Origin of the sequence: Serratia sp. 22278, from assembly GCF_052045405.1 — a bacterium.
Taxonomy (GTDB): domain Bacteria; phylum Pseudomonadota; class Gammaproteobacteria; order Enterobacterales; family Enterobacteriaceae; genus Serratia; species Serratia marcescens.
Genome location: NZ_JBQEOW010000001.1, coordinates 509069 through 521389 on the forward strand (window position 1 = coordinate 509069; position 12321 = coordinate 521389).

Sequence of the window (12321 nt, forward strand, 5' to 3'; positions counted from 1 at the left end):
ATAACGATTTTAGAGTGAAAAACTAATTATCTATTTTCCATTATAGGTAGATAATATTATGAGGAATTATTTATGACTGAAATTTTAAAAAGTAATCCTGATGTAATTACTGAAAAAAATAGTCTTAATTGTGATGCAAAAAAAACCGAAGTAACTATTGATGTTGATGGCATAAAGAAAACCATCATGAGGTTCGAATTAAAATCCAATGGGGATGTGATTATGATTTTGAAACATGCAGGGTTTTATAGAGAGAAAGAGACGGCCGAATATCATGGGCAAGGTATTAAACAGCAGAGATACTCGTTTCATCGGAGTTTGAAAAGTCCAAGTAAAATAAATGTAATTAAACACACATATGAGATGAAGAACGGTGAATTGATAGATACGAGAGTGGTTACGCCAGTTATAAAAAATAAATCAGGGTTCGTTCAGGTATATAGTCGACGAGTCCCCACTCTTACACCTGAGCGTTATAATACAAAACCTTTATCCAAAGTAAGTGTAGAAGAAAACTTAGGTTATTGGGATGTAAATAATTCGACTCTTTTGGTTTCAGTTTTTGTTGGATCTGCGTCATTAAACATCTCACATGATGATAATATAGTAAATATACGTAGTTTTGTTAGGGGGGATTTTAGGTTCGTATTGACTTGGACATATTTAATGATGCCCGCGCATAGCTCAGGAGCATTGCGTCACAGAATGACACTTAAGCTTGATAATGGCATGGTCTTAGGTTTGGCTAATGGCTTGAGTATAAATGACGTTGTTCTTAATGCCATTCATGAATTTTGGTATCTTTCCGATGAATTTGCAAAAACCATATCTGCCGAACAAGGGTTTTCTCTCGAAACTATATTTGAGATTATAAAGCTAACTGGGTTTGTGAAGGATGGACGTCGTTGTAGCTTAGCTTATCAGGAAAGATTAAGAAAAATGGTATCTTCAGGTACTTATATTCGTCATCAATATTTGTTGGGTAAATTATTAAATAAAATTTAAACCAATAAGCTGTGGGTTAGATTGGAAACTATTTACTTAGGTGCTCGATCAAGATGCCCCCGACTGCGGTGATGGCTGGATCATTCAGTCCAAATAATTGGCGGGCGTCGTATTTCACGGTTGGGCCGCGCTTACTCACTTTGTCACGCAGGCCGTAATGGTGCACGCGCGCAATGCGCATAACGTTTCCGGCAAAGTAAATGGCGGCTTCGTCTGCCGTGGTTGCTGTTTTCATAAAGCGAGTGGTCTGCAGCTTGCTGAACATTTTCCGGCGTATCCGCCCCTTTTTGCTGCGGCCTTGCGGTTTTCGCTCGGCGTAGGGAGTTCCGTCCGGGTTGCGCTGCTGACTGATCTGCAGTCGCTGGCGGCGGCGCAATTCATTAGCCCACTGGCGAGTTAACTTTTTCCTCTCCGCTGGGGTTAGCTGTGAGGCGAGGGCGGCCAGCCAGTCTTCAATCTGAATAAAATCACTCATTGGGTGCCCACTGATCGGCGTAAGGTGGTTCCGGTTCAGGAACTGCCTCTACAACCATTTGACCGCCTGCCTCTTTCACGATCACGCGCTCTGTTAGCTTCAGGTTTATGCTGATGTCGCAGGTGGTGTTATTCAGAATATCCACCTCAAACGTGAAGCCCTTATCTCTGCCGTCTGGGTTGGCCATGATGTCCGGCTGGTTGCGGCGAAGCCAATACAAAATCACTGCGTTCAGTAGATTTTGATCCGCTGAAAAGTCGGTTATCACCAGGTTGAGTGTGTACTGGTATTCGAATGAAATGGTTGGCGCCAGGCTGGAAACAACGGCCCCTTCATCAACAAAAATGTGCAGTTTATCTGGGTTTTTTCCCAGATATTCGATCCCGTTAGATAGGGCGTTTCTCAGTGATTCCGGCTTGTTCATCGTTTTTATCCTGGCATTGAATAATGGCATCGACCTGATCAGCGCACATCGCCCAAGCCGCCTCTACGCGGCTCTTTTCTCGCTCCAGGTCCCCGTTGGTGAGCGGGTTACTGGCCGGTAACTGGCAGGCGATCAACCTCGGACAGCCAGGCTCGATAAGCCGCACCTCCGGTGATTGCCTGGCGGGCGTGCAGGCGCACAACATCAGAAGGCAAGCGGCCATCAGCCCAGGCTTTAAGCTCTGCATTTTCACGGTATAACCTCGTAATCAGATTTTCTCGTTGCGACAGAAGGGCGGCTGTGTTGGTCATCTGCTGGCGCAACTCGGCCTGCGCCCGGTTGTTGTTGCTGGCGATCAAACTCAGGGTTATCAGCTCTGCATTTTTAGCTGATAGCTGCGCTTCCATCCCCTGTATGGTTTTCCCCTGCGCCTTGATGATCCCCTGCTGATCGCTGACCGCCTTTTCATAGGCGCCCAAGCGCCAGGTTTGCCACCCTAACGCCGCGGCGAGAGCCAGGCCGATGGTGGCCACGACCAACCAACTGCGCGGAATGACGCCGGTCATGCCAGTGCCCCGCCATAACTGACGTATTTTTTCAGAAGGGTTTCAAGTTTGTGCTCTGGCTGACCATATCCGGCACCCGGCAGACTCGCCCAGATATTGCGGCACTTTCTCAACGCCAACTCTATCCGGCCGGCGTTGACGTCAGCCAAGGCGCCGCGCTCGCGGATTAGTTGGATGGCCCATTTATCCTGTGATACCGGCCCAAAGTCTGGCAGGCCGAGCGAGGCGCGGTAATGGTCCCAATCCCTGATCAAAAACTGGTAGCCGCCAGAGGCTGTGCTGCGCTGCCCGCGGCTGTTAAATACCTTGCCGGGGCGCCCGGCGGCGAAGGGGTGATCTCGGTAGCTGGAAAACGTTTCTGCTTTACCGTCGATGCCGGTCACGATCACGTTGTAGCCGTCGTCTGACCTGGCCAAAAGCGTGGCGCCAATTTCACTGAATCGCAGCGTGTCCAGATAGGCGTTAATGTTAGGAGTGGTGACGATGCGGGCCATTTTTCCCCCTGGCTTTATGCTTGGCTGGCGCCCGCTCTTTTGCCGCGGGCGGTGATGGAATTATCGCCATGATGTTCCCGCGGGAGCGAGTAACCGCCATCAGGATCATGAAACTGAAAAGGGCGGTTAGCGCCCCCGACTGCGGGAATCGGCCGAACACGGAAAAAATGGGCACGGCGGCGCAAATCATGATCACAACGTATGCAACACCGCTAGCCCACGGCTTATGCTTTGCCCCTCGGCGCTGGAACGCCAGCAGGCGGCCGGCAATGAGCAAGCAGATGATCGACGTTATCCAGTGCATGTTATTTCCCCCTGAATATGCGGAAAATCGGGCTATCCCCGTCAAGTTTCTGCAGCGCAACTAGCAGTATTTTGATGGCCACGCCTGCAGCAACGAACGCGCCGGCGCCCAGCTTCACCTCAACATCCAGCCCGGTGGCTCTCTTCAACAGCGCGGCGGCCATCGGCGCGAACAGACAGCCGGCAATAAAGCTACTGATCCAGAGCGCGCCGCGGCGCTTAAGCGTCAGCTCCTGCGACGCCAGTACGAACAGCGATGCGCCACCGAAGGCGCCAAGCACAATTGGCGCGGCGTCGCCAGACAAGATGGAGAGAAGGGTGATCCCGCCAAACGTGAATAACGTGGTGCCGCTTGTTACTGGTTCGCCCATGACATCAATCCCAAAGTTGAATAATTTGCTGTGTGGGGGGCGGCGCAATGTCCGGCATTTCTACCGGCGTGCCGTGCGGAATAAATGGCCCGATTTCTGCCAAGCCTGGATTGGCCAATAAGACGACTTCGGATAGCCCCGCGGTGCGGCCATAGTGGCGCCAGCACAACTCATCAACGGTGTCGTTTTGGTGGGCTATCACTTTCATCAGATCAGCTCTACAGTCATGTGTTTTTCACCCTGGATCAGACGCATGGCCCAGCGAGCATCCCGCCACAGCTCATCAATGGATTCGTCCGTTTCGTCGGCTCGCTTTCCGCCGGCGCCGGTGGCATCAAAATCGCGATACCGTTCGTTGAGGTTGGCCTTGGTGATGCAGTACACCGCGCGGTTGTAGTGCTGTAGCAAAACGCCCTCTTCATCCAACTCTTCTGCTGGCACATTTTCCAAAGCAGTAAAGCCGGCGGCCTGCTGCGCCTCTCGCCACAAGGCTAATTCGCCATTCACTTCCGCAATGGCATTCAGCGCTGCATGGCGCAGGCGCTGCGGGGTGAATGTGCCATCGGTCCTGATGGACTCCTGCAAATCGGACAGATCGACATCCGGCCAAAATTGCGTGTTCTTGATTACCTGTTTTTCCTCGCCGGCCTGGCCTGGCGCTACAAATTTCATGGGCAGGGCTCTCAATGGGTGGGCGGTGGACGGGCGTATTGATGCGGTATAAAACCTGTCGCAACGCCCGTGCCGCCCCGCGCGTGGGCACGTTCGGTTTAGCCGTTCTCGGCCTTCTTCAACTCGCGTTCGAGTCGTTCAATGTCTTTTTTCACACCAACCCGCTCATGCAACTGGAAGGCGCGGTTTAACTGGTTGAGCGCTAACTCAGGCTGTTCGTTATCCCGCAATCCGTAGCCCATGACTTTGTGCAGCTTGGCGCGCACTTCATCTGGCATGTCGTGGTCTTCAATCAGATCCATGAGGCGCGTCAGGATGGAGAGATTTACCGGCTGCTTAGCGTCGTAGGCTTTCAGGGCGCTGTCCGCGATCTCTTCGGCCACCGCACAGGCGGTTTGGCGTGCATATCGGCTTGGCATGACCAGGCCATGCTTGAGCGCATACTCTGCGATGTCGATGGCGCCATTGTGATCGCCGGCGTCGATGCGCCAGACCATCACATGCATGATCACGTCATCTTGCGCGCCCATTCCGGTCTGCAGCACTCCTGCCACCCAGGGGGCGTATTGCGGCAGGACTTCACGTTTAACTTCGGCCTTTTTCTCCTGCGACTGCACCCGCTTCAGCCGGCGGCTGTCTTCTTCAATTTTCAGGAGCATCATTTCATAGCCATTGGCATGGCGGCTCAGAGCGCCGCCCTGGCGGGCGGCCTCCTTTGCTTGCACATAGACCATATGGCGCTGCGCTGGGCTCAGGGCCATCAGTTAGCCCCTTATTCGCCCGCCGGTGCTTCCGGCGCTGGCGCCGCAAACTTGCCGAGTTTGATGTTTTCGATCAGGCAACCACAGCCATAATCTTCAACAACATAAGCCTCGTTGACCGATTCGAAGTTTTCGATGCGGTCGCGTTTCGGGTTGTCGATAATCAGACGGCGGCGGGTGTCTTCTTGCCAATAGATGGACAGGTTATCCAAGCGAGTGATCAGCATGGCATTGGCCGGGAAAAAGGGCGCGCGAACAGCTTGCAGGCCGCCCATGCGTTTCTGGCTAATAATCAGATCAGCGGCCAGCGCTTCGGTGTTTGGCTGCGACTGGTTCACCAACGGGAAGTATTTATCCGCCAGCAGGCCACGGCCGCAAATCACCACCAGATCGGTATCATCCTGGAACCACGGATCGATCAGGTTGTTCACGGCGTCCATCACGACGGCATCCAGGTTGGCAAAGTCGCCGTTCTCACCCACGCGGATCACGGGCGAAACTACGGCCCCTTCGTCATCCACGATTTTATCCATCACGCGCGCCGGGGCGTCGGTGCGGTATTTCTGCAGCCACCCAATGTTAACGTCCTGCAGTAATGGGTTGGCGGTTCGGTTCGAGGTCTTTTCGCGCTTCAGGCCGTTAAAGCCGATCATGATGCGGTCCAGCGCTTGGCGTAACACGATGGCGTCACGGATGCGTTTCTGGAAATCCTGGAACTTGGCCCACAGGTCCAATTTCCCGTAGGTGATCGAAGTGTCGAAGTTGGTTTGTTCGCACTTATATTCGATGGAGTCCAAGCCGCTTGGATCTGTAGTTTCACGCTCTTTGGTTGAGGTGTCAGTGGTGCTGGCAATCGTTGTGCCCACACCCAGCCCCAAACGTTGACCTGATTGCTCTGTCACCTGGACAATATTGATCATCTGCAGGAATGCGGCGCTTTCCTGGATTTTGTTTTCCAGCTTTTGAGCAATAGAAGGCTCTACCGCAAATTTAGTGCTGAATTCGACGGCTACACCGTTCAACTCACCCAGGGTGGTCAGGTAGGCGTTAAATTTAAATCGCGTTTCATTGCGCATAATCGGTAACTCTCCGTAATCAGTTTTCTATGCCCTATGGGGTATGCCGTGGCACTGCGTTTAGCAGTCGGTTTTTTCTCCGTTGCTTTCACCGCCGCCGCCAGGTGTTAACGGGCGAAACTTCGGATTGCGGTCCTGCTTGCTCAGGTTGGCCTGCAGGTCGTTAAGTTGCTTACTCAGTGCGGTGATCTGAGTTTCCAGTGCCGGCACTTTTTCAGCAGTGGTGTTGAGCTGGGCGACGCTATCGCCGATGCTCTGAACTTCGCCGGCGACCAGTTCCACAGCCTGATTTACGTCAGAAAAGCGGGCGTCGTCATTGGCGTTACGTTTGGCGAACATCGCTGTGATACGGGACAGCAGGCCGGGCTTTTGGTCTTCCTGTTCCACAAATTCGATCAGGGCTTCTTCTGCTGCAGTAAAGAGGTTGTCTTTATGCTGCTTGCGGTTAGCCAATGGGTTTGCTGATGCGGATGCACTGAAGGCGAGGTATTCGGTCCCCAGACTGGCCGGATCGTCGGTTACGGCTAGGCCGATCAGGTAGGCTTCACCAGTGTCGGCAAATTTCGGGTTTACCTCGATCGAGGTGTAAACCTTTTGCGCCTGCTTAACCATTTCGACCAGGTCCGCGGTTGGTGCGATGTCGCCATACAGTGCCATCTTCCCGGCCAGTGGACCTTCGGTAATTTCCTCTGCGGTCAGGCCGGTTACATCACCGAAACGACGGAAGGAGCTATCGGGGTGATATCCCTTGATGTGTTCCAGATTTACCCGCGCGCCATAAACGGATGGGTTGTAGTTCTTGGCCATCTGCGTCAGCCATTCGCGGCTAATGTTGCGGCCGTCGGTTGTCGCACCCTCTACGGCAATACGAAAACGCTTTGATTTAAGTGTCATTAGTCTGTTCCGGTCAGTGTCGGTAATCGGTCAGGCTTATGGTTGCGGCGAATAGGGAGGGGAGACAACGAAAGGGCATTGTGTGGTGTTTGGCACAATGGCCGGGAAGGGATGGCGGCGCGGCCGGTCGGTAGTCTGGCGCCATGACAACGACGACGCTCAACACCGATCTCGATCCCCGCAGACAGGCGATGTTCCTGTACTTTCAGGGGTTACGAATATCCCGCATTGCTGAAATGCTGGGAGAGAAGGCCGCAACAGTACACAGCTGGAAGAAGCGCGACAAGTGGGGGAGCATTGGCCCGCTTGAGCAAATGCAACTTACCACAACAGCGCGCTATTGCCAGCTGGTGATGAAGGAGCACAAAGAAGGGAAAGACTTCAAGGAAATCGACCTGATCGCCCGCCAGGGTGAGCGACTTGCTCGGATCGGGAAATTCAATAGCGGCGGCAATGAGGCTGACTTAAACCCGAATGTGGCTAACCGTAACAGCGGCCCGCGCAAGGCGCCTGAGAAGAATGTTTTCAGCGACGAACAGACGGAAAAACTGACCGAAATTTTCCATGATTCCCTGTTCAAATATCAACGCAACTGGTTTGAAGCCGGCGCCAAACACCGTATTCGCAATTTGCTTAAGTCCCGCCAAATAGGCGCGACTTTCTACTTTGCACGCGAAGCCCTGATAGACGCCATCACTACAGGCCGAAACCAAATCTTCCTATCAGCGAGTAAGGCACAGGCGCACGTTTTCAAGCAGTACATCATCGAGTTTGCCCGCGAGGTGGATGTTGAGCTGAAGGGCGACCCGATGACCCTCGGCAACGGTGCGTGCCTCTATTTCCTCGGCACAAATGCCCGCACCGCGCAGAGTTATCACGGCAACCTGTACCTGGATGAGTATTTTTGGATCCCTCGCTTCCAAGAACTGCGTAAAGTTGCCTCCGGTATGGCACTGCATAAGAAATGGCGCCAGACGTACTTTTCAACGCCGTCGAGCCTGACCCATAGCGCCTACCCATTCTGGTCCGGCGCCCTCTACAACAAGGGGCGCGCCAAGGCCGATCGGGTTGATATCGATCTCACCCATACCAACCTGGCGCGCGGCGTTCTCTGCCCGGATGGCCAATATCGCCAAATCATTACCGTTGAAGATGCAGTTAACGGCGGATGCAACCTGTTTGACTTGGATCAGCTACGGCTTGAATACGGACCAGAGGATTATCAGAACCTGCTGATGTGTGAGTTTATCGACGATATGGCGTCGGTGTTCCCACTCACTGAAATGCAGGGGTGCATGGTCGATAGCTGGGAACAGTGGGACGATTTCGAAGCGCTGGCCATCAGGCCCTTCGGGTATCGGCCGGTGTGGATCGGTTATGACCCGGCCAAAGGCTCTGCGTCAGGTGACAGTGCCGGTTGTGTTGTTGTGGCGCCGCCAATGGTGCCTGGCGGGAAATTCCGCATTTTGGAGCGCCACCAGTGGCGCGGCATGGACTTTGCCGCCCAGGCGAAAAGTATCAAGCTTTTGACCGAGTGCTACAACGTCCAGTACATCGGTATTGACTCCACCGGCGTTGGCCACGGCGTTTATCAGCTTGTGAAGCAGTTCTTCCCCGCAGTGCGGGAGTTTGTCTATCGCCCGGAGGTGAAAAACGCTCTGGTGCTGAAAGCCAAAGACATCATCACACACCGGCGCCTGGAGTATGACGCCGGACACACCGACATCACCCAATCTTTTATGGCCATCCGCAAGGCGATGACCGCCAGCGGTAGCCGGCCAACGTATGAAGCCAGCCGCAGCGAAGAAGCCAGCCATGCCGATCTGGCGTGGGCAACTATGCATGCGCTGTTCAATGAACCGCTCGAAGGCGTCACGGCGGGCAACAGCAACATTGTGGAGATTTTTTAAATGAGCAAGCGTCATAAAAAACGCGCATTACCGCCAATTCACGCCCATAAACAAGCTGCCGGCGCGGCAGGGGTTGAAGCCTTTACCTTTGGCGATCCCGTCCCGGTGCTCGACCGTCGGGAACTGCTTGATTACGTCGAGTGCGTGCGCATGGATAAATGGTATGAGCCACCGATTAGTTTCGATGGCTTGGCCAGGACGTTCCGTGCCACGGTGCACCATAGCTCGCCGCTATATGTGAAGCGCAACATCTTGACCAGCACATTTAAGCCGCATCGCCTGCTGAGTCAGCAGGCCTTCAGCCGTTTCGTGCAGGATTATCTGGTGTTCGGCAATGCCTATCTGGAACTTCGGACCAACCGCCTCGGCGGCCCGTTGGAACTTAAACCCTCCCTGGCGAAATATACACGCCGGGGCGTGGATCTGGATACCTACTGGTTTGTGCAGTATGGCCTGGGCGTTGACCCTTACCAATTCGACACCGATAGCGTGTTTCACCTGCTGGAGCCTGATATCAACCAGGAGATCTACGGCTTGCCAGAATACCTGTCTGCGCTTAACTCGGCATGGCTCAACGAATCGGCCACCCTGTTCCGCCGTAAGTATTACCAGAACGGCAGTCACGCCGGTTTCATCATGTATATGAGCGACGCTGCTGCCAGCCAGACTGATGTGGATAATATCCGCAATGCTATGAAAGGTGCGCGCGGGCCTGGCAACTTCCGCAACCTGTTTATGTACTCGCCGAACGGCAAGAAGGACGGAATTCAGATCATCCCGTTGAGTGAGGTAGCTGCGAAGGATGAGTTCTGGAATATCAAAAACGTGACCCGTGATGACCAGCTGCATGCGCACCGCGTACCCCCGCAACTGATGTGCATCTTGCCGGAGAACGCTGGCGGTTTCGGCAACGTGAAGGAGGCGAGCGAGGTGTTTGTTCGCAATGAGTTGATACCGTTGCAACGGCGGATGCAGGAACTGAATGAATGGCTGGGTGAAAGTGTTATAACTTTTAACGAGTATAGTTTATGAATTGAGAGAAGAGGGGGCTCACCCCCTCTTATTATATATTATTTAAACCATATGACTCATCTGCATATAGGGTTGCATTAGCTAATATTTCATCTCTTTCCCATACACTTTGATCAGGGGTGTAACGACCTAAAAATTGCCTAACCAATTCAAATTGAGAAAGCTGGTATATAGGTATTTTTTCAATTATTGGTTTGTTACCGGCCCTTTCATTAAGTTCTTTTGAAAGAGGAAGTAAATTCCCTATCAGGCTAGCAAGCTCTAAATCAGGTGAGCTCTGCGGCATTATATGTTCAATGCTAATAAGATCCGGTAAGAATTCATCTGTTCTAGCTCTGGATTTTTCAATGGACGCAAATATATACTGTATTAATTTTTTTTGCTTGGTTTCTTTATTGTTAAATTTTATGTCTTTGAACTTGTCAACGAAAATATCCCTTTCTGGGAAACGACCTCTTAATGTATCAAGTAAATTATTTATCGCCTGCTTATTAGTCTGAGAGGTGGACCGTCTGTCACTTAAAGCTCTAGCTGCTTTTGAGTATGAGCTTTCTATCCCAGAAGGCCTCAGTGAGCAAATCGCATTGAATGCGAAATGGAATTTTTCAATAGTCTTAAAAGCTCTAATCATATCAGCATGATTCAATTTCCTTCTCGATTTAGCTTTAAGTAAGGATAATAAAAAAGGTCTATTCTGAGTGATGTTGAATAACTTAAGAGCCTGAAGGCTTCTTAAAATTGGTTTGTCTTCCTGTTGAGGAAAATCCTCATTTGTTGGTGAAGCTATCTTTATATACGTATTTGCATCTTCTAGAAGTTCATTTAGAAAATCCGTTGCATTAATCTCACCTTTTCTCCATTTGCTAATGAAGGCTTTGTAAAGATTTTCACTGCTTACATAAGAATGATTAGATACCCACCAATGTCGGATAAATTGTTCCATTGACCCGACGCCATTTCTTGATGCGATAGTTTTCCGTATGGCATTCCACTTGGTTTTTGCAGCATCATCAGGATGGTTTCCATTTAGGGCTTTAAATATTTTATTTTTTATTAAATCGACATAACTTAAATTCATTCCTCGAGCATTAAGAGTTTCAAATATTGTATAAGCTTCATCTTCTTCATTGACGGTTATGAAAATTACCTTTAGATAGCGTACCACTTGCTCTCTAATTGCTTTCAATGATGTCTCATATTCTTCATTGTTATTTATTACTACACCTAACAATGATGAAACGTTATCTAGACTAGATAAATTATATAACTCATCATATGCGTTTTTTAGTGTCTTTTCCTCATCACTTACAGCTTGCTCTCCTGCCTTATCTATGTGCTGTATATTTGTCTGGAAAAAAGGTTTTGGACTTTCATTTACTAACTTAAAGAAATAATATCCATCATCATCTTTCCCTGCAATATAGTTGTCATATAGTGCTTCCGCTAATGGGCGTCTTCCCAGTTCAACAAACCTTTGGCACAAAACAGAAAGCAAGATAGTTAGAGTCGTTAATCGCTGCTGCCCATCAACTATTTGCATGGAATTATCGGTCTCATCACCAATGAGAACTAATGACCCAATGAAGTATTCGCTGTAGGAGTATGTGTTATTTTGTTGGTCATAATTTATATTTGATAATGTATCAACCCAAAGTTCATTTATTTGTTCTTTCTCCCATGAATATTCTCGCTGAAATCGAGGGACAACATACTTTTTATTAACAGATAATAACTCTGCTATTGTTCTAGTATAGGCGTGTAGCTCCATTATTATTCCTATTAAAATAATTAACAATGTTATCTAATGTGTGTGTAGATAAAACTATACTCCACACAAACTGCATATCCAACTCAAAACTGTTGGCGCGCAATCGTAGCCCCGCCACGCCTGCCCGCTTTTTGCATGGGTTTTCATGCAGGTGCCTTACAAGCAGAAAGGCGCGCCATCACTGGTGCGCCAGGCAGATTTAGATCCTTTTTTGATCATGCAGATCCATGCAGCATAGACATGCACACTAGCGGGATGAGCAAACTATTGTTTATCTGTCAGCGTTATAAAAAATCCCGTCGTAGTCTTTGTCCGGTAATACCTCACTAGACAGGTCGATGATCATCCCCAGAGCCAGCTTCAAATCAGATGCGTGTCGCGGAGCTATGAGGGCGAGCTCAGCTATGAATCGAACACGCGTTAAGGTTTGTTTTTGTTTTTCAAGTGATTCCATCACTGCCTCCAGATGAAGCTGTATATATGTACAGTATTATATTGAGCGCATTCCTGAGTCCCGTCAAGACGTCATGTTAATGAATTTATTTCAATTGCATGTAATTTCGGCAAAAT

17 protein-coding genes are annotated in these 12321 nt (G+C 50.4%); 3 read left to right on the top strand and 14 right to left on the bottom strand.

The window, feature by feature from the left end; genetic code table 11:
- Nucleotides 1-72: 72 nt before the first annotated feature.
- Complete coding sequence (locus ACTJJ6_RS02455; protein ID WP_440801938.1) at nucleotides 73-1005, top strand: hypothetical protein; 933 nt, start codon at nucleotides 73-75, stop codon at nucleotides 1003-1005.
- Between the two features lie 28 nt (nucleotides 1006-1033).
- Here ACTJJ6_RS02455 and ACTJJ6_RS02460 read toward each other — a convergent pair whose 3' ends face one another.
- From ACTJJ6_RS02460 to ACTJJ6_RS02515, 12 genes are all read right to left on the bottom strand, one after another.
- Nucleotides 1034-1480 carry a phage virion morphogenesis protein gene (locus ACTJJ6_RS02460; RefSeq protein ID WP_440801941.1) on the bottom strand — a complete coding sequence of 149 codons (447 nt, stop codon included), beginning with the start codon at nucleotides 1478-1480 and terminating at the stop codon, nucleotides 1034-1036.
- Complete coding sequence (locus ACTJJ6_RS02465) at nucleotides 1473-1904, bottom strand: phage tail protein (RefSeq protein WP_440801944.1); 432 nt, start codon at nucleotides 1902-1904, stop codon at nucleotides 1473-1475. The genes ACTJJ6_RS02460 and ACTJJ6_RS02465 overlap by 8 nt, the downstream gene beginning before the upstream one ends.
- On the bottom strand, nucleotides 1867-2127 hold the full coding sequence (gene lysC / locus ACTJJ6_RS02470) for an Rz1-like lysis system protein LysC (protein ID WP_440801947.1): 261 nt from the start codon (nucleotides 2125-2127) through the stop codon (nucleotides 1867-1869). The genes ACTJJ6_RS02465 and lysC overlap by 38 nt, the downstream gene beginning before the upstream one ends.
- Complete coding sequence (gene lysB, locus ACTJJ6_RS02475) at nucleotides 2012-2470, bottom strand: Rz-like lysis system protein LysB (RefSeq protein ID WP_440801950.1); 459 nt, start codon at nucleotides 2468-2470, stop codon at nucleotides 2012-2014. The genes lysC and lysB overlap by 116 nt, the downstream gene beginning before the upstream one ends.
- Nucleotides 2467-2964: a glycoside hydrolase family 24 protein gene (locus ACTJJ6_RS02480; protein ID WP_440801953.1), complete on the bottom strand. Its 498-nt coding sequence runs from the start codon at nucleotides 2962-2964 to the stop codon at nucleotides 2467-2469. The genes lysB and ACTJJ6_RS02480 overlap by 4 nt, the downstream gene beginning before the upstream one ends.
- A complete protein-coding gene (locus ACTJJ6_RS02485) occupies nucleotides 2939-3268 on the bottom strand; it encodes a phage holin family protein (RefSeq protein ID WP_126178881.1) in 330 nt (109 codons plus the stop codon). Before ACTJJ6_RS02485 ends, ACTJJ6_RS02480 begins: the two co-directional genes overlap by 26 nt.
- A gap of 1 nt (nucleotide 3269) precedes the next feature.
- Nucleotides 3270-3638: a putative holin gene (locus ACTJJ6_RS02490; protein ID WP_174136945.1), complete on the bottom strand. Its 369-nt coding sequence runs from the start codon at nucleotides 3636-3638 to the stop codon at nucleotides 3270-3272.
- A gap of 4 nt (nucleotides 3639-3642) precedes the next feature.
- Nucleotides 3643-3846: a tail protein X gene (locus ACTJJ6_RS02495; protein WP_414104628.1), complete on the bottom strand. Its 204-nt coding sequence runs from the start codon at nucleotides 3844-3846 to the stop codon at nucleotides 3643-3645.
- Nucleotides 3846-4310: a head completion/stabilization protein gene (locus ACTJJ6_RS02500; RefSeq protein ID WP_440801957.1), complete on the bottom strand. Its 465-nt coding sequence runs from the start codon at nucleotides 4308-4310 to the stop codon at nucleotides 3846-3848. Before ACTJJ6_RS02500 ends, ACTJJ6_RS02495 begins: the two co-directional genes overlap by 1 nt.
- 98 nt (nucleotides 4311-4408) lie before the next feature.
- Entirely contained in the window at nucleotides 4409-5071 is a 663-nt protein-coding gene (locus ACTJJ6_RS02505) for a terminase endonuclease subunit (protein ID WP_206435850.1), read from the bottom strand.
- An 11-nt stretch (nucleotides 5072-5082) separates the two neighbouring features.
- The gene (locus ACTJJ6_RS02510; protein ID WP_440801960.1) at nucleotides 5083-6147 is read right to left on the bottom strand and encodes a phage major capsid protein, P2 family; all 1065 of its coding nucleotides are present in this window, start codon (nucleotides 6145-6147) and stop codon (nucleotides 5083-5085) included.
- Between the two features lie 60 nt (nucleotides 6148-6207).
- Entirely contained in the window at nucleotides 6208-7041 is an 834-nt protein-coding gene (locus ACTJJ6_RS02515) for a GPO family capsid scaffolding protein (protein WP_440801963.1), read from the bottom strand.
- Between the two features lie 143 nt (nucleotides 7042-7184).
- On the opposite strand from ACTJJ6_RS02515, the gene ACTJJ6_RS02520 reads away from it, so the two are divergent.
- Together ACTJJ6_RS02520 and ACTJJ6_RS02525 are read left to right on the top strand one after the other, a co-directional pair.
- Nucleotides 7185-8951 (top strand): terminase ATPase subunit family protein, encoded by a 1767-nt coding sequence (locus tag ACTJJ6_RS02520; protein WP_089187108.1) that lies wholly within the window; start codon nucleotides 7185-7187, stop codon nucleotides 8949-8951.
- Nucleotides 8952-9983: a phage portal protein gene (locus ACTJJ6_RS02525; RefSeq protein ID WP_440801966.1), complete on the top strand. Its 1032-nt coding sequence runs from the start codon at nucleotides 8952-8954 to the stop codon at nucleotides 9981-9983.
- Between the two features lie 31 nt (nucleotides 9984-10014).
- Here ACTJJ6_RS02525 and ACTJJ6_RS02530 read toward each other — a convergent pair whose 3' ends face one another.
- Together ACTJJ6_RS02530 and ACTJJ6_RS02535 are read right to left on the bottom strand one after the other, a co-directional pair.
- Nucleotides 10015-11751, bottom strand: coding sequence for a DUF262 domain-containing protein (locus ACTJJ6_RS02530; protein ID WP_440801969.1), 1737 nt, complete (start codon nucleotides 11749-11751; stop codon nucleotides 10015-10017).
- Nucleotides 11752-12022: 271 nt separating this feature from the next.
- Complete coding sequence (locus ACTJJ6_RS02535; protein WP_060429994.1) at nucleotides 12023-12205, bottom strand: hypothetical protein; 183 nt, start codon at nucleotides 12203-12205, stop codon at nucleotides 12023-12025.
- Between the last annotated feature and the right edge of the window lie 116 nt (nucleotides 12206-12321).

What these genes read in the sequence shown, in the direction of transcription:
- ACTJJ6_RS02455 (WP_440801938.1), top strand. Translation starts at nt 73, where the DNA reads ATGACTGAAATTTTAAAAAGTAATCCTGATGTAATTACTGAAAAAAAT.
- ACTJJ6_RS02460 (WP_440801941.1), bottom strand. Translation starts at nt 1,480, where the DNA reads ATGAGTGATTTTATTCAGATTGAAGACTGGCTGGCCGCCCTCGCCTCA.
- ACTJJ6_RS02465 (WP_440801944.1), bottom strand. Translation starts at nt 1,904, where the DNA reads ATGAACAAGCCGGAATCACTGAGAAACGCCCTATCTAACGGGATCGAA.
- lysC (WP_440801947.1), bottom strand. Translation starts at nt 2,127, where the DNA reads ATGGCCGCTTGCCTTCTGATGTTGTGCGCCTGCACGCCCGCCAGGCAA.
- lysB (WP_440801950.1), bottom strand. Translation starts at nt 2,470, where the DNA reads ATGACCGGCGTCATTCCGCGCAGTTGGTTGGTCGTGGCCACCATCGGC.
- ACTJJ6_RS02480 (WP_440801953.1), bottom strand. Translation starts at nt 2,964, where the DNA reads ATGGCCCGCATCGTCACCACTCCTAACATTAACGCCTATCTGGACACG.
- ACTJJ6_RS02485 (WP_126178881.1), bottom strand. Translation starts at nt 3,268, where the DNA reads ATGCACTGGATAACGTCGATCATCTGCTTGCTCATTGCCGGCCGCCTG.
- ACTJJ6_RS02490 (WP_174136945.1), bottom strand. Translation starts at nt 3,638, where the DNA reads ATGGGCGAACCAGTAACAAGCGGCACCACGTTATTCACGTTTGGCGGG.
- ACTJJ6_RS02495 (WP_414104628.1), bottom strand. Translation starts at nt 3,846, where the DNA reads ATGAAAGTGATAGCCCACCAAAACGACACCGTTGATGAGTTGTGCTGG.
- ACTJJ6_RS02500 (WP_440801957.1), bottom strand. Translation starts at nt 4,310, where the DNA reads ATGAAATTTGTAGCGCCAGGCCAGGCCGGCGAGGAAAAACAGGTAATC.
- ACTJJ6_RS02505 (WP_206435850.1), bottom strand. Translation starts at nt 5,071, where the DNA reads ATGGCCCTGAGCCCAGCGCAGCGCCATATGGTCTATGTGCAAGCAAAG.
- ACTJJ6_RS02510 (WP_440801960.1), bottom strand. Translation starts at nt 6,147, where the DNA reads ATGCGCAATGAAACGCGATTTAAATTTAACGCCTACCTGACCACCCTG.
- ACTJJ6_RS02515 (WP_440801963.1), bottom strand. Translation starts at nt 7,041, where the DNA reads ATGACACTTAAATCAAAGCGTTTTCGTATTGCCGTAGAGGGTGCGACA.
- ACTJJ6_RS02520 (WP_089187108.1), top strand. Translation starts at nt 7,185, where the DNA reads ATGACAACGACGACGCTCAACACCGATCTCGATCCCCGCAGACAGGCG.
- ACTJJ6_RS02525 (WP_440801966.1), top strand. Translation starts at nt 8,952, where the DNA reads ATGAGCAAGCGTCATAAAAAACGCGCATTACCGCCAATTCACGCCCAT.
- ACTJJ6_RS02530 (WP_440801969.1), bottom strand. Translation starts at nt 11,751, where the DNA reads ATGGAGCTACACGCCTATACTAGAACAATAGCAGAGTTATTATCTGTT.
- ACTJJ6_RS02535 (WP_060429994.1), bottom strand. Translation starts at nt 12,205, where the DNA reads ATGGAATCACTTGAAAAACAAAAACAAACCTTAACGCGTGTTCGATTC.